General features: G+C 64.5%; 23 protein-coding genes. 7 read left to right on the forward strand and 16 right to left on the reverse strand.

What is annotated here, in order from left to right:
- Positions 1–3: 3 nt before the first annotated feature.
- Together rpsR and rplI are read left to right on the forward strand one after the other, a co-directional pair.
- Positions 4–228, forward strand: coding sequence for a 30S ribosomal protein S18 (gene rpsR, locus MU856_RS11695; protein ID WP_003040094.1), 225 nt, complete (start codon positions 4–6; stop codon positions 226–228).
- 13 nt (positions 229–241) lie between these two features.
- Positions 242–871 carry a 50S ribosomal protein L9 gene (gene rplI / locus MU856_RS11700; RefSeq protein ID WP_058812625.1) on the forward strand — a complete coding sequence of 210 codons (630 nt, stop codon included), beginning with the start codon at positions 242–244 and terminating at the stop codon, positions 869–871.
- Positions 872–1,044: 173 nt separating this feature from the next.
- On the opposite strand, the gene trxB is transcribed toward rplI, so the two are convergent.
- Entirely contained in the window at positions 1,045–2,010 is a 966-nt protein-coding gene (gene trxB / locus MU856_RS11705; RefSeq protein ID WP_062900576.1) for a thioredoxin-disulfide reductase, read from the reverse strand.
- A 101-nt stretch (positions 2,011–2,111) separates the two neighbouring features.
- Here trxB and MU856_RS11710 point away from each other — a divergent pair, with 101 nt between their 5' ends.
- The 4 genes from MU856_RS11710 to MU856_RS11725 all read left to right on the forward strand — a co-directional run bounded on the left by MU856_RS11710 (position 2,112) and on the right by MU856_RS11725 (position 4,523).
- Complete coding sequence (locus MU856_RS11710) at positions 2,112–2,738, forward strand: class I SAM-dependent methyltransferase (protein ID WP_062900577.1); 627 nt, start codon at positions 2,112–2,114, stop codon at positions 2,736–2,738.
- A gap of 64 nt (positions 2,739–2,802) precedes the next feature.
- The gene (locus MU856_RS11715; protein ID WP_062902960.1) at positions 2,803–3,273 is read left to right on the forward strand and encodes a hypothetical protein; all 471 of its coding nucleotides are present in this window, start codon (positions 2,803–2,805) and stop codon (positions 3,271–3,273) included.
- 184 nt (positions 3,274–3,457) lie between these two features.
- The gene (locus MU856_RS11720; RefSeq protein WP_186402661.1) at positions 3,458–3,703 is read left to right on the forward strand and encodes a hypothetical protein; all 246 of its coding nucleotides are present in this window, start codon (positions 3,458–3,460) and stop codon (positions 3,701–3,703) included.
- Positions 3,704–3,761: 58 nt separating this feature from the next.
- Positions 3,762–4,523, forward strand: coding sequence for an alpha/beta fold hydrolase (locus MU856_RS11725; protein WP_263587657.1), 762 nt, complete (start codon positions 3,762–3,764; stop codon positions 4,521–4,523).
- Here the strand turns inward: MU856_RS11725 and MU856_RS11730 are convergent.
- From MU856_RS11730 to MU856_RS11740, 3 genes are all read right to left on the reverse strand, one after another.
- Positions 4,468–5,511, reverse strand: a complete 1,044-nt coding sequence (locus MU856_RS11730) for an alpha/beta fold hydrolase (RefSeq protein WP_062900579.1) — start codon at positions 5,509–5,511, stop codon at positions 4,468–4,470. The genes MU856_RS11725 and MU856_RS11730 overlap by 56 nt on opposite strands.
- Positions 5,512–5,560: 49 nt before the next feature.
- Positions 5,561–6,949, reverse strand: a complete 1,389-nt coding sequence (locus MU856_RS11735; RefSeq protein WP_263587658.1) for a DEAD/DEAH box helicase — start codon at positions 6,947–6,949, stop codon at positions 5,561–5,563.
- A gap of 140 nt (positions 6,950–7,089) precedes the next feature.
- On the reverse strand, positions 7,090–7,284 hold the full coding sequence (locus tag MU856_RS11740; RefSeq protein ID WP_263587659.1) for a hypothetical protein: 195 nt from the start codon (positions 7,282–7,284) through the stop codon (positions 7,090–7,092).
- Between MU856_RS11740 and MU856_RS11745 the strand changes: the two genes are divergently transcribed.
- The gene (locus MU856_RS11745; protein WP_062900580.1) at positions 7,283–8,755 is read left to right on the forward strand and encodes a glycerol kinase; all 1,473 of its coding nucleotides are present in this window, start codon (positions 7,283–7,285) and stop codon (positions 8,753–8,755) included. The genes MU856_RS11740 and MU856_RS11745 overlap by 2 nt on opposite strands.
- Before the next feature lie 33 nt (positions 8,756–8,788).
- Here the strand turns inward: MU856_RS11745 and rpmE are convergent, their stop codons facing one another.
- From rpmE to rpsB, 12 genes are all read right to left on the reverse strand, one after another.
- Positions 8,789–9,016 (reverse strand): 50S ribosomal protein L31, encoded by a 228-nt coding sequence (gene rpmE / locus MU856_RS11750; RefSeq protein WP_003040127.1) that lies wholly within the window; start codon positions 9,014–9,016, stop codon positions 8,789–8,791.
- 139 nt (positions 9,017–9,155) lie between these two features.
- Positions 9,156–9,629, reverse strand: coding sequence for a 3-hydroxyacyl-ACP dehydratase FabZ (gene fabZ / locus MU856_RS11755; protein WP_186402657.1), 474 nt, complete (start codon positions 9,627–9,629; stop codon positions 9,156–9,158).
- A gap of 6 nt (positions 9,630–9,635) precedes the next feature.
- A complete protein-coding gene (locus tag MU856_RS11760; RefSeq protein WP_062900582.1) occupies positions 9,636–10,319 on the reverse strand; it encodes an OmpH family outer membrane protein in 684 nt (227 codons plus the stop codon).
- The gene (gene bamA, locus MU856_RS11765; RefSeq protein ID WP_062900583.1) at positions 10,319–13,012 is read right to left on the reverse strand and encodes an outer membrane protein assembly factor BamA; all 2,694 of its coding nucleotides are present in this window, start codon (positions 13,010–13,012) and stop codon (positions 10,319–10,321) included. Before bamA ends, MU856_RS11760 begins: the two co-directional genes overlap by 1 nt.
- 73 nt (positions 13,013–13,085) lie before the next feature.
- Positions 13,086–14,219, reverse strand: coding sequence for an RIP metalloprotease RseP (rseP, locus tag MU856_RS11770; RefSeq protein WP_263587660.1), 1,134 nt, complete (start codon positions 14,217–14,219; stop codon positions 13,086–13,088).
- On the reverse strand, positions 14,212–15,372 hold the full coding sequence (locus MU856_RS11775; protein ID WP_186402655.1) for a 1-deoxy-D-xylulose-5-phosphate reductoisomerase: 1,161 nt from the start codon (positions 15,370–15,372) through the stop codon (positions 14,212–14,214). The genes rseP and MU856_RS11775 overlap by 8 nt, the downstream gene beginning before the upstream one ends.
- Before the next feature lies 1 nt (position 15,373).
- Positions 15,374–16,051, reverse strand: coding sequence for a phosphatidate cytidylyltransferase (locus tag MU856_RS11780; RefSeq protein WP_062900586.1), 678 nt, complete (start codon positions 16,049–16,051; stop codon positions 15,374–15,376).
- Between the two features lie 3 nt (positions 16,052–16,054).
- Positions 16,055–16,741, reverse strand: a complete 687-nt coding sequence (gene uppS / locus MU856_RS11785) for a polyprenyl diphosphate synthase (protein WP_082819790.1) — start codon at positions 16,739–16,741, stop codon at positions 16,055–16,057.
- Between the two features lie 122 nt (positions 16,742–16,863).
- Positions 16,864–17,418 (reverse strand): ribosome recycling factor, encoded by a 555-nt coding sequence (frr, locus tag MU856_RS11790; RefSeq protein ID WP_003040152.1) that lies wholly within the window; start codon positions 17,416–17,418, stop codon positions 16,864–16,866.
- 23 nt (positions 17,419–17,441) lie between these two features.
- On the reverse strand, positions 17,442–18,164 hold the full coding sequence (gene pyrH / locus MU856_RS11795) for a UMP kinase (protein ID WP_186402654.1): 723 nt from the start codon (positions 18,162–18,164) through the stop codon (positions 17,442–17,444).
- Between the two features lie 115 nt (positions 18,165–18,279).
- Positions 18,280–19,206, reverse strand: a complete 927-nt coding sequence (gene tsf, locus MU856_RS11800) for a translation elongation factor Ts (RefSeq protein WP_062900587.1) — start codon at positions 19,204–19,206, stop codon at positions 18,280–18,282.
- Positions 19,207–19,336: 130 nt separating this feature from the next.
- Positions 19,337–20,146 (reverse strand): 30S ribosomal protein S2, encoded by an 810-nt coding sequence (gene rpsB / locus MU856_RS11805; RefSeq protein WP_003040161.1) that lies wholly within the window; start codon positions 20,144–20,146, stop codon positions 19,337–19,339.
- Between the last annotated feature and the right edge of the window lie 63 nt (positions 20,147–20,209).

Genomic DNA, 20,209 nt, shown 5'->3' on the forward strand with positions numbered 1-20,209 from the left:
ACCATGGCACGACCCTTTTTCCGTCGCCGCAAGACCTGCCCCTTCAGCGCGAAGGACGCACCGGTCATCGATTACAAGGACGTCCGCCTGCTCCAGGGTTACCTGTCGGAGCGCGGCAAGATCGTCCCGTCGCGGATCACCGCGGTGTCCACCAAGAAGCAGCGCGAGCTGGCGAAGGCGATCAAGCGCGCCCGTCACATCGGCCTGCTCCCCTACATTGTGAAGTAAGGAGCGCGGACCGATGGAAATCATCCTGCTCGAACGCATCGAGAAACTGGGCGGTATCGGCGACGTCGTCACCGTCAAGAACGGCTTTGCCCGCAACTATCTGCTGCCCAACAACAAGGCACTGCGCGCGAACGAAGCCAACAAGAAGCTCTTCGAAGCCAACCGCGCGAAGATCGAATCGGACAACGCCGACCGCCGCGCCGCGGCAGAAGGCCGCGCGAAGGACATCGACGGCAAGCAGGTCGTCCTGATCCGTCAGGCGTCGAACACTGGCCAGCTTTACGGTTCGGTTTCGGTGCGCGACATCCTCGACGCGCTGATCGAAGACGGTGCGACGAACCTGACCAAGGCGATGTTCGAACTCGAACGTCCGATCAAGTCGCTCGGCCTGTTCGACGTCAAGGTGAAGCTGCATCCCGAAGTCGCGGTCACCGTGGGCGTCAACGTCGCCCGCTCGCCGGACGAAGCCGAAATGCAGAAGCAGGGCATCGACGTCATTGCCGCCATGTTCGAAGAAGAACAGGCTGCGGCGGCTGCGGTTGCTCTCGAACCCGACAGCGAAGACGAATTCGACGACGCCACCCCGCCGTCGGACGCTCCGGCCGCGGAAGCGCCAGCCGCTGACGAGGACGAAGACGCTTAACGCATCTTCGGCTCGCACGAAACAAAAAGGCCCCGGAACCACATCGGTTCCGGGGCCTTTTTCGTGCGCGGGCTATTTCGGGAGACCGGCTTTGGGGTGGGAGCCTGCGCCGGGATGACGATGGAAGAAAAGTCGGCCAACCTCCACAATCGGTCGCTGTCCGCCCTCAGCGTTCAAGCATCAACCATCGCATGATACTCCGCTTCCGCAAGGAAGCGTTCGGCGTCGAGTGCGGCCATGCAGCCCATACCCGCCGCGGTGATCGCCTGGCGATACACCTTGTCGGTCACGTCACCCGCCGCGAAGACGCCCGGCACCGCGGTCAGCGACGTGCCCGGCGTCACCGCAAGATAGCCGTCGGCGTCGAGCGGCAGCTTGCCCTTGAACAATCCGGTCGAGGGGCTGTGGCCGATGGCGACGAAGCCGCCGTCGGTGCGCTCGTGGCTCGCCTCGCCCGTTACCGTGTCGATCAGGTCGACTCCAACCAGCCCCGCCGTCCCTTCGCCCGCGACGAAGCGATCGACCTTCTTGTTCCAGAGCACCTTGATCTTCGGATTGGCGTGCAACCGGTCCTGCAGGATCTTTTCGGCGCGCAGGGTGTCGCGACGGTGGATCAGCGTCACGTCGTCGCTATGATTGGTCAGATACAGTGCCTCTTCGACCGCGGTATTGCCGCCGCCGATCACCACCACCTTTTTGCCGCGATAGAAAAATCCGTCGCAGGTCGCGCAGGCCGAAACGCCCTTGCCGCCCAATTCCTGTTCGCCGGGAACGCCCAGCCATTTCGCCTGCGCGCCGGTCGCGATCACCAGCGTTTCGGCGACATAGACGTCGCCGCCGTCGCCGATCAGACGGAACGGCCGCTGCGACAGATCGACGTCGACGATCGTGTCCCAGATCATGCTGGCGCCCACATGCGTCGCCTGCGCCGTCATCTGCTCCATCAGCCAAGGGCCCTGGATCACTTCGGCAAATCCGGGATAGTTTTCGACGTCGGTGGTGATCGTCAACTGCCCGCCCGGCTGCAGCCCCTGCACCACGATTGGCTGCATCCCGGCGCGCGCCGCGTAGATGGCGGCCGAAAGCCCTGCAGGGCCGGAACCGAGGATCAGCATCTTGGTGTGGTGCGTGGCGGGCATGACGGTCTTTCGTTGTTGGCGGCTATGAGCGAGGACGCCCAGATGGGTGTTGCCAATCGCGCTAGCAAGGGACAGGCTGCACGCCAAGGGGAGAGACGGGAATGGCGAGTTGGTGGGAACGTCATGGGGTGCCGCGGCTGATCAAATGCGCCTGCTCGCAGGGGCAGATCATGAAGGCGCGCAGCAAGGTGGTGCCGGCGGCATCGGGCGACGTGCTGGAGCTTGGCTGCGGCGGCGGCATCAATATGGAATTTTACGATTGGAACCGGGTGACGCGCTTCACCGGGCTCGATCCGTCGCCCGAACTACTCGCGATGAGCCGCGCGGCGGCGCAGGCGCGCGGCATCGCGGCGACGATCGAAGGTGGCATCGGTGAAGCGATGCCCTTCGAGAGCGGCCGATTCGACACCGTCGTCACTACCTTCACCCTCTGTTCGGTGCACGATCAGGCGGCGGTGCTGGCCGAGATCCGCCGCGTGCTCAAACCGGGCGGAACCGCCTTGTTTCTGGAACATGGCGGCGCCCCCGACGCGGGGGTTGCGCGCTGGCAACGGCGGATCGAGCCCGTCTGGAAACGCATCGGCGGCAATTGCCATCTGACGCGGCCGATCGCCGACGCCTATGCGGGCGCGGGCTTTGCGGTGGAACGGCAGGCGGCACATTATATGCCCAAAACCCCTCGCCCTTTCGGCTGGGTCGAATATGGAACCGCGCGCGCTCCTGCCTGATTACCGAGCGCAGCAATTCCTTAATATGGGCCGCCTAGACTTGGGGGCGAAGGATCGGATTCGCGTGCGTCATCAATACCCTCTTCCGCTGCATCACAGCTGGCCGCTTTTCGAGCGGGGACATCATTTCGATCTGGGCTGGGTCGACCGGCGATCGATCCGTCCGCCGGGCCGCACGCCAGCGATGGCCGACGACGCGGCCGCAGTCATGGAGCGCCACGGCGTCGGCAGTTGGACCTGCGACCTTGCCGACGATCATCTTGTCTGGTCCGACACAGTCTATGACATCTTCGGTCTGCCGCGCGGCGTCGAAGTCGCGCGCAGCGATGCCGTCGCGCTCTATCGCGAGGAATCGCGCGCCGCGATGGAAAAACTGCGCGCGCACGCGATCACCCATCGTCGCGGCTTCACCCTTGATGTCGCGATCGAAGCGTCGCGGCGCAAACCACGCTGGGTCCGGCTGATCGCCGCACCGGTTTGTGAAGACGACCGCGTGGTTGCGCTGAACGGCTTCAAATATCTGATCGGCGCTTAATTCGAACCCGATTCTCGTTCCGGCATGGCCACTCCCGGTTCCTATCCACGAAACCCGCTTCATAGACGGTCAATTACCGCCGCCCTTCCCTAACATGTCGGATTAACTTACAGTTTACCATAAGCCGGTGGCGGCGAATCCCTGATTTGCGCCACTGGCACATCCCTTGCTTCGGATGGTGGCGATGCTGAAGAAAATCGGACGGCTGTTTATCATCAAGACCAGGTTCGAGGCCTGCCTGATCATCTATGCATTGGCGGCGGGTGCCATGGCGCGCGGAACAGCCTATCTGCATGAATTTCCGGGGTACGGCGGCCAGTTGCTGCTCGTCGCGTGCAGCGGTTCGGTATTTCTTGCTGGCGCCAAAATCTTCGACTGCCTGCGCTACGAGCAGGCCGAAAGGCGGGCGGCCGAGCCACCCGCCGGCTAGGATCAGGAAACTGGCGAGGTGCTTCCGTCCACGGCCAAAACATGCCAAAGCCATGGGCATGAGCAGGATCAGCGGCCGCCCGGTCATCGGCACCGAACATCTTTATGGCCTCGCGCTTCGCACGGCGCGCTGGCGTAAAGGCAGCACCGGGGTGCCGTTGCTGTTCCTCAACGGGATCGGCGCCGACATCGCCGCCGCGGCACCGCTGCTCGCGCAGATACATGGGCGCGAGGTGTGGACGCTCGACATGCCTGGCGTCGGCGGGTCGCCCGACGCAATCCTTCCCTATACCGCGCCGACAATGGCCGCGATCGTGATGGAGATTGACGAACGCTTCGGCCACCCGCAGCTCGACCTTGCCGGCTTCAGCTGGGGCGGTGCGTTGGCGCAGCAGATCGCGGTGCAATTTCCGGCACGTATCCGGCGCATGGTCCTGATGGCAACGACGCCGAGCGTGGGGGCACCGGGAATCGGGTGGGCCGCGCTGCTCGACGACGACATGCTGGCGAGCGGACTGAAGCTTCCCGCCGCAACGCCGCTTGGCCTCACTTATCAGGCGATGGCAATGGCCGGCTGGACCAGTGCGCCTATGCTGCCGCAGCTCAAGAACATGCCGACGCTGATCCTGATGGGCCGGCGCGACGGCGTCGTGCCGGCCGCGCACGGCCAGGCGATCGCCGACCTGATCGACGGCGCGATACTGGAAGTCGTGCCGGGGTCGCACCTTTTCCCCTTCACCCACGCCGCGAACACGGCGGCGCGGATCAGCGCTTTTCTGGAGCAGCCGGCAGAGGCGACGGCGGAGCAAGCCGCCGCGTAAGGAAATCCGCGATCGTCATCGCGGTGGCGTCGGGCGCTTCCTCCATCGGCAGATGGCCGACATCGTCGAGCAGAAGGACCTCCGATCCCGCAATCCGGTCGCGAAAGGTCAGCGCGGCGCTCGGGTTGATCAGCCGGTCCCGCTTGCCGAAAAGGATGAGCACCGGCACCTTTATCTCGCCGATCCGGTAGGCCATCGCGGGCTCGCGGTCGAGCGTGGCGCGCAGCGCCGTCGCCTCGCGATTGCCCGGAAAGCGGAGCAACTCCCAATAGCGGTCGACCATCGCATCATCGACGATGCCGGTTTTCGCGACCGATTGGCGGAGCGACTTTTCGACCAGCGAGCGCGGCGTGATCTGTCCGGCGAGCCAGCGTCCGACCGGATTTTTGAGAAGCCGGAAGCCGAGATTCGATTGGGGCGCCTTTTCGGCTTTTCGCAGCGGCATGCCCGCCGCATCGAGCAACAGGAGCGCATCGACGCGTCCCGGCTCGGCGAGCGCATAGCGCCACGCCACCCAGCCGCCCATCGAATTGCCGCCCAGGATGAAATGATCGAGGCCGAGCTTGGCCGCCACCACATCGACCGCGGCAATCATCCCCGCAGCGCTGTAATCCTTGTCGGGCGTGCCGCCGGTCAGGCCATGCCCCGGCAGATCGAGCGTCACGATCCGGTAATCGCCGCCGAGCCTTTTGACGAGCGGCTCCCACGTCTGAAGGCTGCTGTTCGACCCGTGGAGCAGCACGATGGTGCGGCCGTCGCGCCTGCCCTGATCGCGATAATGGATTCGCTGCCCTGCCGGCCCCGCCGCGAAGCTCGCGTCGGGGCCGCCATATTTGGCGATCATGGCATCGCGGTCGGTGTCGGGCGTGCGCAGCGCAAGGAAGATCGCTGCGATGACGAGCAACACCGCCAGCGGGATGAGCACCCGCTTGCGGCGGAAGAGCGGCCGCCGCGGCGGCAGCGGTTCATATTCGTCGTCGTCGATCATCGTCCGTCCCCTCGACCCGCGCGCAAACCTAGCGTGCCGGGGGCGGGCGTCAACCGACCCGCTTCACCGATCCCTTGTGCGCCCCGACCCCGCCGCGCGGACGAAAGCGACGCTTGCGCTGCGGCTGTGCGCCGTCGCCGGCCGCTGCCTCGCGGCGCGGGCCGCGATGGCCGCCGTCGCGCGAACCGCCCTCGCCATGCCCCTTGCGGCGCTGCGCATCGTCGCGCTGGCGCTGCGGGTCACGACCCTTGCTGCCGGTGTCGCGCGGCGGCTGTGCCGGCTTGGGCAGATTGCGAACCATCTCGCCGAAATTGTCGGGCAGCTTCGCCGGCTCGGCCTTGGTCCGCGTCACGCGTTCGATATCGCGCAGATAGGGGCGCTCGTCAGGCGCGACAAAGCTGATCGCAACACCCTCCGCCCCGGCGCGCGCGGTGCGGCCGATGCGGTGAACATATTGTTCGGGGACGTTCGGGATCTCGAAATTGATCACATGGCTCACCCCCGACACGTCGATGCCGCGCGCTGCAATGTCGGTCGCGACGAGCAATCGGACCTGACCCGAACGGAACGCCTGCAGCGCGGTCGTGCGCTGCGCCTGGCTCTTGTTACCGTGGATCGCAAAGGCTTCGATGCCCGCGCCCTTCAAATGGCGGACGACGCGGTCGGCGCCGTGCTTCGTGCGCGTAAAGATCAGGGCGCGGTCGATGTCCTCGCTACGCAGCACATGATGGAGCAGCGCCTGCTTTTCCTTCTGCTCGACGAAGGTCACGCGCTGGCGAATCTTTTCGGCAGTCGTCGCCTGCGGCGCGACCGACACGGTGACCGGATCGTTCAGGAACTGATCGGCAAGGCCCGCAATCTCCTTCGGCATCGTCGCCGAGAAGAAGAGATTCTGGCGCCGCGACGGCAGCAGCTTGGCAACGCGGCGCAGCGAATGGATGAAGCCCATGTCCATCATCTGGTCGGCTTCATCGAGAACGAAGATTTCGACATCGTCCATGCGCAGCGCACGCTGATCGATCAGGTCGAGCAGGCGGCCCGGGGTGGCGACGAGAATATCGACGCCCTGCGCGAGGTCACGGATCTGCTTGTTGATCGGCACGCCGCCAAACACGGTCGAAACGCGCAGCTTGGTGAAACGACCATAGTCGCGGCAGCTTTGCGCAATCTGCGCCGCGAGCTCGCGCGTCGGCGCCAGCACCAGCATGCGGCAGCCGCGCGGATTGGCGCGATGCGGATAGGTCAGCAGATGGTGGATCGACGGCAGCGAGAAACCGGCCGTCTTGCCGGTACCCGTCTGCGCGATGCCGCATAGATCGCGGCCCTTCATCAGCGGCGGGATCGCCTGCGTCTGGATCGGGGTCGGGGTTGTATAATCCTTGGCGGCAAGCGCGCGATTGATGTCGACGTGCAGGCCAAAGTCGTTGAAACTCGTCATAACATACTCTCAATGGGCGACGCGCACAGCGCCCGTTCGCATCGAACGGACGGCGCACGGCCGCGGGTTCGAAACGACCCGCGTGAAAGGGTGCCTCAAGGGACAAAGCGCGGTGCCGGCTCGTCCCGCGCTGGCGGCCTTTACGGCGCCTCGGGCGGGAAAATCACGCTGCCGGTGGTTGCGGCGGTGAAGTCCGCCATGCTGCGCTGCACAAGCATATGGCGAATATTACGCGAAATTGCAAGATGATTACTCGGGCCGGGATTGCCCCCCTCGCCGGTTCGTGCTGATCTTGATCCTGCAAGACCGAATAAAGGGGAGAGCCGGAGCGCCATGCCGGAAAAGATTATCGTTATCGACGAAGGCACGACATCGACCCGCGCCATGCTTTTCGACGCGAGCGGCACGCCGCTCGGCAGCGCGCAGCGCGAGTTTCGCCAGCATTATCCGGGCCCCGGCCTCGTCGAACATGATGCCGAGGAAATATGGCAGGCGACCCTCGCGTGCACGCGCACGATGATCGACAAGGCGGGCGGCGCGGCCAATATTGCCGCGATCGGCATCACCAACCAACGCGAAACGATCGTGTTCTGGGACCGGACGACCGGCCGGCCGCTCGCCCCCACAATCGTGTGGCAGGATCGGCGGACCGCCGCCGATTGCGCGAAGCTCAAGGAGGCCGGTCACGAACCGGCGGTACAGGCCAAGAGCGGTTTGCTGCTCGATCCCTATTTTTCCGGCAGCAAGATCGGCTGGGCGCTGCGCAACTGGCCGCAGTTGGCCGAGGCGGGCGATCGGCTTGCCGTCGGGACGATCGAATCCTATCTCGTCTATCGCCTGACCGGCGGCGCGCATGTGACCGACGCGACCAATGCCTCACGCACGCTGTTGATGGCGATCGACGGCGATGAGGGCTGGGACGGCGGCCTGTGCGACCTGTTCGGCGTTCCCATGCGACTGCTGCCCGAAATCGTCGATTGCACTGCCACGGTCGGCACCACCGACCCGGAGCTGTTCGGCGGCGCGATCCCGATTGCGGGGATGGCGGGCGACCAACAGGCGGCAACGATCGGCCAGGCCTGTCTGGCTTCGGGCCAGACCAAGGCAACCTTCGGCACCGGCGCCTTCATCCTGTCGGCGAGCGGCACGGAACGGCCGCATTCGGCCAACCGGCTGCTCGCGACAATATTGGTTCAGGAAAACGGGCGCCGCAGCTATGCGCTCGAAGGATCGGTATTCGTGGCGGGAAGCCTGATAAAGTGGCTCCGTGACGGCCTCGGCCTGCTTGCGAACGCAGGCGAGAGCGAGGCGCTGGCCCGCTCGGTTCCGGATAATGGCGGTGTCTATCTGGTCCCCGCGCTTGCAGGACTGGGTGCACCGCACTGGCGACCCGATGCGCTCGCTGCAATATCGGGGCTGAGTTTCGCGAGTGGCAAGGCGCATGTCGCCCGCGCCGCGCTGGAAGCACAAGCCTATCAGGCGCATGATCTGAAAGCCGCCTTCGCGGCCGATGGCGTCGATTGGGCCGATCTGCGGATCGACGGCGGCATGGCGGCGAACGACTGGATGGCGCAGGATCTGGCCGACATGCTCGCCTTGATCGTCGAGCGGCCCGAATTTGTCGAAAGCACCGCCCTCGGCGCCGCGATGCTGGCGGCCTGCGGCGCAGGACTCTACCCCGACCTCGCCACCGCAGCGGGGACGATGCGCGGGCGTGCGACACGCTTCATCCCGGCGTTGAACGACGCGCAACGCAAAACGCGCCTTGCCGGCTGGCAAAGCGCGCTCGCGAAAATTTTGACGTGATCGTCGCTCCCGCGAAGGCGGGGGCAACGTCGATCAACGCTTGAGGGTAAGACCGCCGAAGCGCTTGTTGAACTTGGCGACCTGACCGCCCTGATCGAGCAGGCGCTGGTTGCCGCCGGTCCACGCCGGGTGCGCAGTCGGGTCGATTTCGAGCGTCATCACGTCACCTTCGCTGCCCCAGGTCGAGCGCGTCTGATATTCGGTGCCGTCGGTCATCTTGACCGTGATCATGTGATAAGCGGGATGGATGTCTTTTTTCATGTCTTAAGCTCCTGTGCCGCTGGTTTCCGACCAGCGGCGTGAGTCGGTACGATCCCCGCAGGGGGCCGCGAAGCGGCTGCCCCTAACGACGAACGGAAGGAATTGCAACCCGCCGTATTGCCGGGCGGGCGCGTATCATTCAATCGCTGGGCGGGTCGGCGATCATCGCGGTGAACTGGCATTCGGTTGCCAGTTGATCGCCCAGCATCGCCCGGCCTTCGAACTTGCAGATGTTCCGCTTGGCCTGCAGGATCGTGACGTGCAGGTCGAGCAGATGGCCCGGCTCCACGGGTTTGCGGAACTTAACCCCGTCGATCCCCATGAAATAGACAAGCTTGCCCGACCCCGCGAGACCCAGCGATTCGATCGCGAGCACCCCGCCCGCCTGCGCCAGTGCCTCGATAATGAGGACACCGGGCATGATCGGCCGGCCGGGAAAATGACCCTGGAAAAAGGGCTCGTTGATCGTGACCGCCTTCACCGCATGGATGCTGGTGTCGCGGACCATCGATTCGACGCGGTCGACGAGCAGCATCGGGTAACGATGCGGAAGCAGACTCAGGATCCGGCGGATATCCGCCGGACCCATCGTCTTGTCGTCACTGTCGGTCATGCGCGCTTAGCGGGTGACCGGCGGCGTGCCGCCCGACGCGGCCGGCTGGGCAGCCGCGGCGGCGCGCGCCTGGTCCATCGCCTGCTGGTTCTTCTGCTGCACGAGCTGGCCGGGCTTGTAACCCGCCGGCGGCGTGATCGACACGTTCGGCAGAATGCGGTTAAGTTCGGTAACGACCGCATCGGTGATGTCGGTGCTCGGGTCACGCGCCAGCACGGCGTCGGGCTGCAGCAGCAGGTCGACCTTCTTGGCGGTCATCGCGGCGCGGATCGCCTCGTTCATGCGAACGCTGATCTGATCCTCGACATAGGCGATCGCGAGGTCGACGGGTTCGCCGATCTTGTTAAGCTCGGCGGAAGCCGCCTGGCGCTTGTCCTGCACGGCCTTGGCAGCGGCCTGGAGCGCAGCCTGATTCTGCGGCGTCTTCTTCGCTTCCTCATTATATTTGGCCACCAGCACGTTCAGTTCGGCCTGCAGCGTCTGACCGCGGGTTTCCTGCTGGTCGATCTGCGCCTTGTAGGTCGTCTGGATCTGCTGCGATGCGACGGTGAAGGCGTTCGAACGCGAGGCCGCGACGCGAACGTCGGCGAGCGCGACCGATTTTGCCTGTGCAACGGCCGGAGCCGACAGAAGCGGCGAAACCGAAAGCGCGGCAATGGCGAGCGCCGAGGCGGCAATAATTTTCTTCATCAGAATTGTGTTCCTACATTGAATGAGAAGCGTTTCGTATCGTCACCCTCTTCTTTGCGAAGGGCGTAAGCGAAGTCGATCCGGAAAGGACCAAACGGAGAGTTCCAGTTGACGCCGGCGCCAATCGCGACGCGCGGTTTCCAGCTGTCGCCCAGATAGCGTTCCTCGAATGGTGCCAGCGGCGTGAAGCCGTTGGTGGCGTCGCAAGTGGTATATTGCCCAGTCGGCGTCACCACACCGGTCGTTGTGTCGGTGACGACGGTCTGACTCGCAAATGTCGTCGCGCCGGTCGAGGCATTACGGCAAAGATATTTGGTGATACCATCGGCCGGGTCTCTGAAATCGGCCAGCGTTGTCAGCGTCGGGCGCTTAACGCCCCAGACCGACCCGAAGTCGAGGAATACCGACGGGCGAAGGCCGAGCTCCTTGGCGCCGCTGCCGAGCGGAATATCGACCTCGAACCGCCCCTTGTAATAGGCGCGTCCGCCCAGGGCGTCGTCGACGCGGGCATTGTCCGACGTGTCGAGGATCGGGTTCATGGGATCGGTCAGATCGACATTGCCGTAGCGCACGACGCGGGGGCCGACGCCGCGGATGTCGAAGCCGCGCAGTTGCGGTTCGCCAAGGAAAAAGCGGTCGGTCAAACGCACCTTGTCGCTGGTCGGCGACGGAGCATCGCCAAGGGGATAGATATAGCCGCCTTCGGCTGAGATGTTCAGGATGAACTTGCTGCCGAGGTTGAAATGCTTGCTCGCCGTCGCGGTCGTCCGGACATACCGAACACTGCCGCCGAGGCCGGCAAAATCCTGTCCGAGCGTGAAGGACTGACCGCGCGTCGGGCGCAGGCGGTTGTCGCGATCGTCATAGGCGATGGTGTATCCTACGAGCGACGTCGTGCGCTTGCCGATCGCGTCGCAAAGATAGCGGCCGGCGACCAGCGGGTCGCAATTGCCCCCGAAATAATAGAGATTCTTGTCGAGCGTCACATCGTCGAGATTGAGGCTGTAGCGGCCGAACACCGACATGAATTCGGTAAGCGGAACACCCATATTGACCTGGAAGCCCGTCGTAATCTGCTGGAAGGTCGTCTGGCGGTTGTTGTTGATGAAGTTGAACGAGTTGAGGTCGCGGCGATAGATGCTGCCGCCAAGCGAGATGTTGCGGTCGAACAAATAAGGCTCGGTGAAACCAAGTTCTACCGACTTCGAATAGCTCGAATAATTGACCGATGCCTGAAGCTGCTGGCCGAGACCGCGGAAGTTGCGCTGGCGGATCGACGCCTGGAGCAGAAAATTCTCGATCGACGAGAAACCAGCGGAAAGCGACAATTCGCCCGTTGGCTTTTCCTCAACATTCGTTTCGAGGATGATGCGATCTGGAGTCGAGCCTTCCTTGCGCTCGATCTCCAGCTTGTCCTGGAAATAGCCAAGGCTGTTCAGGCGGTTCTCGGTGCGCTTGACGCCGAAGCTGTTGAAGGCGTCGCCTTCGTTGAGGCGAAACTCGCGGCGCACCACCTTGTCATGCGTCAGCGTGTTGCCGTTGACGTCGATACGCTCGACATAGGTGCGCGGACTTTCGCCGACGTCGAAAGTGATCGCCATCGTCCGCGTTTCGGGATCGCGGCGGAATTCGGGATTGATGTCGGCGAAGGCATAGCCGAAGAGGCCGGCGGTTTCGCTCAGGCTTTCCACCGTATCTTCCACAAGCTTGGCGTCGTACCAGTCGCCCGTCTTCATCGGCAGCAGGCGCTTCAGCGTCTCCGGCTTGAAGTCGCGCAGCTGGCTCTTCACGTCGATGTCGCCGAATTTGTAGCGCTCGCCTTCTTCCACCACATAGGTGATGATGAAGTCCTGCTTGTTGCTGGTCAGCTCCGCCACCGCCGAAATCACGCGGAAGTCGGCATAGCCGTGCTGGAGATAGAAGAGGCGCAGCTTCTGCTGGTCATAGGCCAGACGATCGGGATCGTAGGTCGTGTTCGACGACAGGAGATTGCCGAGGCTGGCCTGCTTCGTCGCCATTTCGCCGCGCAGTTCGCCGTCGCTGAACTGTTCGTTGCCGATGATGTTGATCTGGCGGACCTTCGACTTCGGCCCTTCGTCGATCTCGAACACCACATCGACGCGGTTCTGGTCGAGCTGGACCATCTTGGGATCGACGGTCGCGGCGAAGCGGCCCTGCCGCTTGTAGAGTTCGATGATGCGCGCGACATCGGCGCGGACCTTCGAGCGGGTGAAAATCTGCCGCGGCGCAAGCTTGATCTCGGGCCGGATCTTGTCTTCCTTCAGCCGCTTGTTGCCTTCGAGAATGACGCGGTTGATGACGGGGTTTTCCGTCACCTGGATCGTCAGCGCGCCATTGTCGTCGCTGATCTGATAATCCTTGAACAATTCGGTCGACGCCAGATCCTTGAGCGCCTGGTCGAGCACCGAACGGTCATAGGGCTGCCCCACGCGCAGGCGCAGATAGGAGAGGATCGTCTGCGCCTCGAGCCGCTGGTTGCCAACGACGGTGATCGTCTTGATCGTCGCCGCGGTCGGCGCCGCCTCGGTCGGCGGAACGGGCAGCGTCGATGTCACGGGCGGCGGGGTGACTTGCGCCAGCGCCGCAACCGGCCACGCCAGCATCGACCCGGTCATAAGCACCGCGGTCAGTCGCGTCCGTGCCGAAAATTTCTGTGAAGCCACACCGTTCATCCCGCAAAAATCCGTATCCCTGCGCCCAGGCCCCGCTCCGGCCCAAGTGCGCGCTCTCCCTGCCTTAGTCTGGCTATCCAATCAAGCGGGCGATCCTGTCCCAAACGCCAATTGAGCCCAAATCGTTGAAAGTCACGACCAGCATCAACGTCACGATCACCGCAAAACCGAATCTGAACGCCCACTCCTGCGCCTGCGGCGGTGCCGGCCGCCGCCGAATTGCTTCATAGCCGTAGAAAAGCAGATGGCCACCATCGAGCATGGGCAATGGCAACAGATTTATGAACCCCAGATTGATGGAAACGAAAGCGACGAAGAAGATCAGGCTGGAAAGCCCCAGCGTCGCCATCTCGCCCGATTGTTTCGCGATCTTGAGCGGGCCGCCCATTTCCTTGACCGACCGCTGCCCGGTGAGGAATTGCCCCAATATATCCCCGGTCAACCGCACGATACCCCAGGTCTGGGACGCGCCAGCCTGAACGGCCGCGAGCGGATTGACAGGTTCCAAGGCAATCTCGCCCGACCGGATGCCGATCACCGCGCGTTCGCCCTTGTTGCCGAAGCGATCGGTTTCGGTGATGACGCGCGGCCGCAGCAGCACATCGATGCGTTCGCCGCCGCGCTGGATCGCAAGCTCGGCGGGTTTGCCAAGGTCGAAGGCCACCGCCATCGGAATGTCGTCGAATTTCTCGATCGCGCCGCCGTTGATCGCCACGATCCGGTCGCCGACCCGCAGATCGGCGGCTTCGGCCGCGCTGCCCGGCTCCACCGCGCCGACGACGGGGGGCGTCGTCGGGACGCCATAGGCCATGTTGAAGGCGGCAAAGATCGCGATGGCGAACAGGAAGTTGGTCACCGGCCCCGCGAGCACGATGAGAGCGCGTTTCCAGACCGGCTGCGCGGGAAAGCTGTGCGAGCGTTCTTCGGCGGGCATGTTTTGCCAGTTGGCGTCGAGCTGGCTCACCGCATCACGGTCGCCCGCGAACTGGACATAGCCGCCGAGCGGCAGCCAGCCGATCTTCCATTCTGTGCCGCGCTTGTCGGTCCAGCCGAGGATCTTGCGCCCGAAACCGATCGAAAAGGTGTCGGCTTTCACGCCGCACCAGCGGCCGACGATGTAATGGCCATATTCGTGCACGAACACGAGCGGGCCGAGCACGACCAGAAACGCAAGAATGGTGAACAGGAAACCGGGCGACTCAAGCATGTTCGAGTTGGTCCACAAAATGCTGCGCGACCGCGCGGGATGTCGCGTCGACGCTGAATATGTCCTGAAGCGCGCCCGGCACGGCGGGCGCATCGGCATCGAGGACGCGCTTTACCGTGTCGATGATTGCCGGAAAGGATATCCGCCCTGCAAGGAAAGCGGCGACCGCCACCTCGTTGGCGGCGTTGAGCTGCGCGGGCCGCGCGCCGCCCTCGGCGATCGCGGCGCGGCAGAGCGCCGTTGCCGGGAAGCGTGCTTCGTCGGGCGCTTCGAAATCGAGCCGCGCGATGGCGGCAAGATCGAGCGGCGCGCACGGCGTCGCCATACGCTGCGGCCAGGCGAGCGCGCTCGCGATCGGAATGCGCATATCGGGCGATCCAAGCTGCGCCAGCGTCGAACAATCGACATATTCGACGAGGCTGTGGATCACCGATTGCGGGTGAACGAGGATTTCGATCCGGTCGAGGCCGACGGGAAAGAGATGATGCGCCTCGATCAGTTCGAGGCCCTTGTTCATCATCGTCGCCGAATCGACGCTGATCTTGGCGCCCATCGACCAATTGGGATGCGCGACCGCCTGCGCCGGGGTGACGCGCGCCATCGCCTCGGCCGACATGGTGCGGAACGGGCCGCCGCTCGCGGTCAGAATGATGCGTCGCACCTGATCAAGGCGCCCGCCCGCCAGGCACTGAAAAATCGCATTATGTTCGGAATCGACCGGCAGGATCGTCGCGCCGGACCGCTGCGCCGCCGCGATCATCAACTCGCCCGCCGACACCAGCGATTCCTTGTTCGCGAGCGCCACGTCGCACCCGGCTTCGATCGCCGCCATCGTAGGCGCGAGCCCGGCGGTACCGACAATCGCGGCGAGTACGAGATCGGCCGGCAACCGCGCAGCGTCGACCAATGCGTCGGCGCCCGCCGCCACGCCGATATGCGTGTCCGCCAGCGCCGTCTTGAGTTCGTCATGACGCGCGGGATCGCCGATCACGGCGACTTCGGGGGTGAACTCGCGCGCCAGACGCGCCAGTTCGGCAACGTCGCTGTTGGCGCTGAGCACGACGATCTGCCACGCGTCGCGGTCGCGGCGTACGAGGTCGAGGGCCGATTGCCCGACCGAACCCGTTGCGCCAAAGACCGAGAGGCGGCGCATGTCAGCCGGCCGCCCGGACCGCGATCTGGCCCGCGACGGCGAGCGCACCGAGAATGAGCGCGACCGGCAGCAGGCCGTCGACGCGGTCGAAAATGCCGCCATGCCCCGGAATCAGCTTGCCCGAATCCTTGACCCCGGCGCGGCGTTTCATCCAGCTTTCGCCAAGGTCGCCGAGCTGCGCGAGGAGGCCCATGAACAGGCCGATCCACAGCGGGACACCGATAATCTGGCCGCGGTCACCGATCGTCGCGCTGGCAATCAGCGCCGCGATCATGCCGCCGACGAGCCCTGACCAGGTTTTCGAAGGGCTGATCGTCGGCGCGAGCCGCGCGCCGCCAAAGGCGCGTCCGGCAAAATAGGCGCCGATGTCGGTCGCCCAGACCATGCCGAACACCCACAGCGCCGCCGTCATTCCCAGATTCTGCCGGATATACCAGAGCCCGCCGATCGCACCGATGACGAGCAGCAATCCGAGCGCCGAGAAGGCCGCCTTGCCGCCGCTGCCGAGCCCCATCGCGCGGACGAGCTGGAACCATTCGACCAGCAGCAGCGCGCCGCCGACGAGCAGCAGCAGGCCGAAGGCGATGCCGCCGAACCACAGCGCGGTGCCGGCGATCGCGAACAGGATGATCGCCGACCCGATGCGCACCCACAGATCCGACTTCGCTGCGTCCGCCATGCCTTATAATCCTCCGAAACGGCGCTCGCGCGCCGCAAAATGATCGAGCGCCGCCTTGAGGTCGGCGGGTTTGAAATCGGGCCATAGCCGATCGGTGAAATAGAGCTCGGCATAAGCCGCCTGCCACAGCAGGAAATTCGACAGCCGCACTTCGCCCGACGTGCGGATCAACAGGTCGAGCGGCGGCATGTCGGCGGTGTCGAGATGCGCCGCGATCGTCTCGGCGCTGATCTCGCCTTCCGCCGCGGCGGCCTTCGCTGCCCGCACCAGTTCGTCCTGCGCGCCATAATTGAGCGCGACCGCCAGCGTGGTGCGCCGGTTATGCGCGGTGCGCGCGATCGCATCCTCGATCAGTGCGACGACATCGGGCGCGAGCGCGCGCCAATCGCCGATGATCTTGAGCCGCACGTCATTGGCGGCAAATTCGTCGATATCGCTGACGATGAAGCGCTTGAGCAGGCCCATCAGATCGCTGACCTCGTCCTCCGGCCGCTTCCAGTTTTCGGACGAAAAGGCGTAGAGGGTCAGCGCTTCGATCCCCAGGTCGCCGGCCGCGCGCACAATCGTACGCACCGCCTCAACCCCCGCGCGATGACCGGCGATGCGCGGCAGGTGGCGCTTCTTGGCCCAGCGGCCGTTGCCATCCATGATGATGGCGACATGGCGGGCATCGTGATGCGTTTCGGACACCGGAAAAGCCTAAGACTCCGTTCGCCCTGAGCTTGTCGACGGGCCGTTCTTTCCTGGGCAAGAAAAGGACGGGGCTTCGACAGGCTCAGCCCAAACGGCCGAGAGGGCAGCGCGGAGGAGCACTAGCCCAGAATTTCCTTTTCCTTCGCCGCCGCCGCCGCATCGATTTCGGCGATCGTCGCGTCGGTCAGCTTCTGCACTTCGGTTTCGGCGCGCTTGCGCTCGTCCTCGCTGATTTCCTTCTTCGCCTCGTCCTGCTTCAGATTGTCCATGCCGTCGCGGCGGACATTGCGGGCGGCGACGCGCGCCTTTTCGGCATATTGCCCGGCAAGCTTCGACAATTCCTTGCGGCGTTCCTGCGTCATTTCGGGGATCGGCAGGCGGAGAAGCTGACCATCGACGATCGGGTTGAGGCCGAGCCCGGCCGAGCGGATCGCCTTGTCCACCGGGCCGACGTTCGACTTGTCCCACACCTGCACCGCCAGCATCCGCGGTTCGGGCGCGCTGACCGAGGCGACCTGGTTGAGCGGCATATGGCTGCCGTAGACCTCGACCGTCACCGGATCGAGCAGCGCCGAATTGGCGCGACCGGTGCGCAGCCCCGCAAGGTCGTGCTTCAGCGATTCGACCGCGCCGTGCATGCGGCGTTCCAGGTCGGCCTTGTCATATTTCGCCATCTGTCTTTCCTCTCTTGATCGTTTCAGGCCGCGCCGCCGACCACGGTGGCGACGCCCTCGCCGGCCAGCACCCGCGCCAGATTTCCGGCTTCGCGAATGTTGAACACGACGATCGGAATATTATTGTCGCGGCACAAGGCCACCGCGCTCGCGTCCATCACCTTCAGATTGTCGGCGAGGACACGGTCATAACTCAGGCTGTCGTAGCGCACCGCGCTCGGATCCTGTTTCGGATCGGCGTTATAGACGCCATCGACGCTGGTGCCTTTCAGCAGCGCATCGCATTTCATTTCCGCCGCGCGCAGCGCCGCGCCGCTGTCGGTCGTGAAATAGGGTGCACCGACGCCCGCGGCAAAGATGACGACGCGGCCCTTTTCGAGGTGGCGTTCGGCGCGGCGGCGGATCACCGGTTCGCACACCTTGTCCATCTCGATCGCCGACTGGACGCGGGTCTGGACGCCGAGCTGCTCGAGCGCATTCTGCATGGCAAGCGCGTTCATCACCGTCGCCAGCATGCCCATATAGTCGGCCTGCGCGCGGTCCATGCCCTTCGCCGCCCCCGCCATGCCGCGAAAGATATTGCCGCCGCCAATGACGAGGCAGAGTTCGAGGCCGCGATCCTTCGCTTCCTTGACCTCGGCCGCCATGCTCGCGACCGTTTCGGGATCGATCCCGAAGGGCGTCGGCCCCATCAGCGCCTCGCCCGACAATTTGAGCAGGATGCGTTTCATGCCGGGCAATGCCATGTCGGGGGGAACCTCTTGCAAACTCGTAATATGCGAATGGCGCGCACCCTAGAGAGAGTGCGCGCCATTGCCAAGCGGACTGCGGCGCCCCAGGCGCAGCAATCCGGTTCTGCTTTTAGACGCCCGCGGCGGCGGCAACTTCGGCGGCGAAGTCGCTCTCTTCCTTCTCGATGCCTTCACCGAGCTGGAAGCGGATGAAGCCGGTCAGCGTGATCGTCGCGCCGACGTCCTTGCCCGCAGCGGCGACGACTTCGGCGACCGGCGTCTTGCCGTCCATCACGAAGAGCTGCGACAGCAGCGCATTTTCCTTGCGGAACTTGGCGATCGAACCATCGACCATCTTCGCGACGATCTCGGCCGGTTTGCCCGACTGGGCCGCCTTTTCTTCCGCGATCGCCCGTTCACGCGCGACGAGATCGGCGTCGAGATCGTCGCCGTTCAGCGCCAGCGGGTTGGCGGCGGCGACATGCATCGCAAGCTGCTTGGCCAGCGGTTCGAGAACATCGGCGCCAGCGGTCGATTCGAGCGCGACGAGCACGCCGATCTTGCCCATGCCCGGCGCCGCGGCGTTGTGGACATATCCGGTCACGACGCCCGAGTTCACCGACAGGATCTCGGCGCGGCGCAGCGACTGATTCTCGCCGATCGTGGCGATATTGTTGGTGAGCTGTTCGGCGACCGTGCCGCCCGTCGGGTAGCCGGCAGCGGCGAGCGTTTCGATGTCGGTGATGCCTTCGGCGAGCGCAACCTGCGTCACGTCGCGAACGAACGCCTGGAACTGTTCGTTCTTGGCAACGAAATCGGTTTCGCTGTTGACTTCGACGACGGCGCCCTTGGTGCCGTCCGCGGCAACGCCGACCAGACCTTCGGCAGCGACGCGGCCGGCCTTCTTGGCCGCGGCGGCGAGGCCCTTGGTGCGCAGCCAGTCGATCGACGCTTCGATGTCGCCGTTGTTTTCGGCAAGCGCCTTCTTGCAGTCCATCATGCCTGCGCCGGTGCGGTCGCGCAGTTCCTTGACGAGAGCGGCCGTAATTTCAGCCATCGGATGTTCCTTTCAAAAGGGCGGGCGCAATTGGACCCGCGGGACGCCCGCGCGCATGGCGGGGCGATAAGTCAAAGGGATGACAGGGGCGACCGCCGGTCGGCGCGCCGCCCCGTCATGCCGCACGGGCTCAGGCGTCGGCCTGGCGCTCGGTTTCGGCAGCCGCTTCGGCCGGGACCTGTTCGTCCTCGGTCAGCACGGGCTCGGCAACGGGTTCGACCGCCGCACCCAGATCTTCGCCGCGATCGGCGCGGGCCTGCTGGCCGCCGCGGGTCGCCGCCTGGGCAACCGCTTCGCAGTAAAGACGGATCGCGCGCGCCGCATCGTCGTTCGCCGGAACGGGGAAAGCGATGCCATCGGGCGAGACGTTCGAATCGAGGATCGCGACGACCGGGATCCCAAGGACGTTGGCTTCCTTGATCGCCAGCTCTTCCTTGTTCGCGTCGATCACGAACATCACGTCGGGAATGCCACCCATGTCGCGGATGCCGCCGAGGCTGAGCTCGAGCTTGTCGCGTTCGCGGGTCTTGTTGAGCACTTCCTTCTTGGTCAGACCCGAGGTGTCGCCCGAAAGCTGTTCTTCGAGCGACTTGAGGCGCTTGATCGAGTTAGAGATCGTCTTCCAGTTGGTGAGCATGCCGCCCAACCAGCGGTGGTTGACGAAGTGCTGACCCGAAGCGCGGGCCGCATCGGCGATCGGGCCCTGCGCCTGGCGCTTGGTACCGACGAACAGCACCTTGCCGCCGGCGGCCGAGGTCGACGAGATGAAGTCGAGCGCACGCGCGAAGAGCGGCACGGTCTGCGAAAGGTCGAGGATGTGGATGCCGTTGCGCGCGCCGAAGATATACGGCTTCATGCGCGGGTTCCAACGGTGGGTCTGGTGGCCGAAGTGGGCGCCAGCTTCGATAAGATTCTGCATCGTGACGACAGGAGCCGCCATAGTCTTTCTCCTTCCGGTTAGTCCTCTGAAAGGCAAGAACCGAGCGATCCGCTAGAGAATCAT

The organism is Sphingopyxis sp. GC21, from assembly GCF_025727575.1.
GTDB lineage: Bacteria > Pseudomonadota > Alphaproteobacteria > Sphingomonadales > Sphingomonadaceae > Sphingopyxis > Sphingopyxis terrae_A.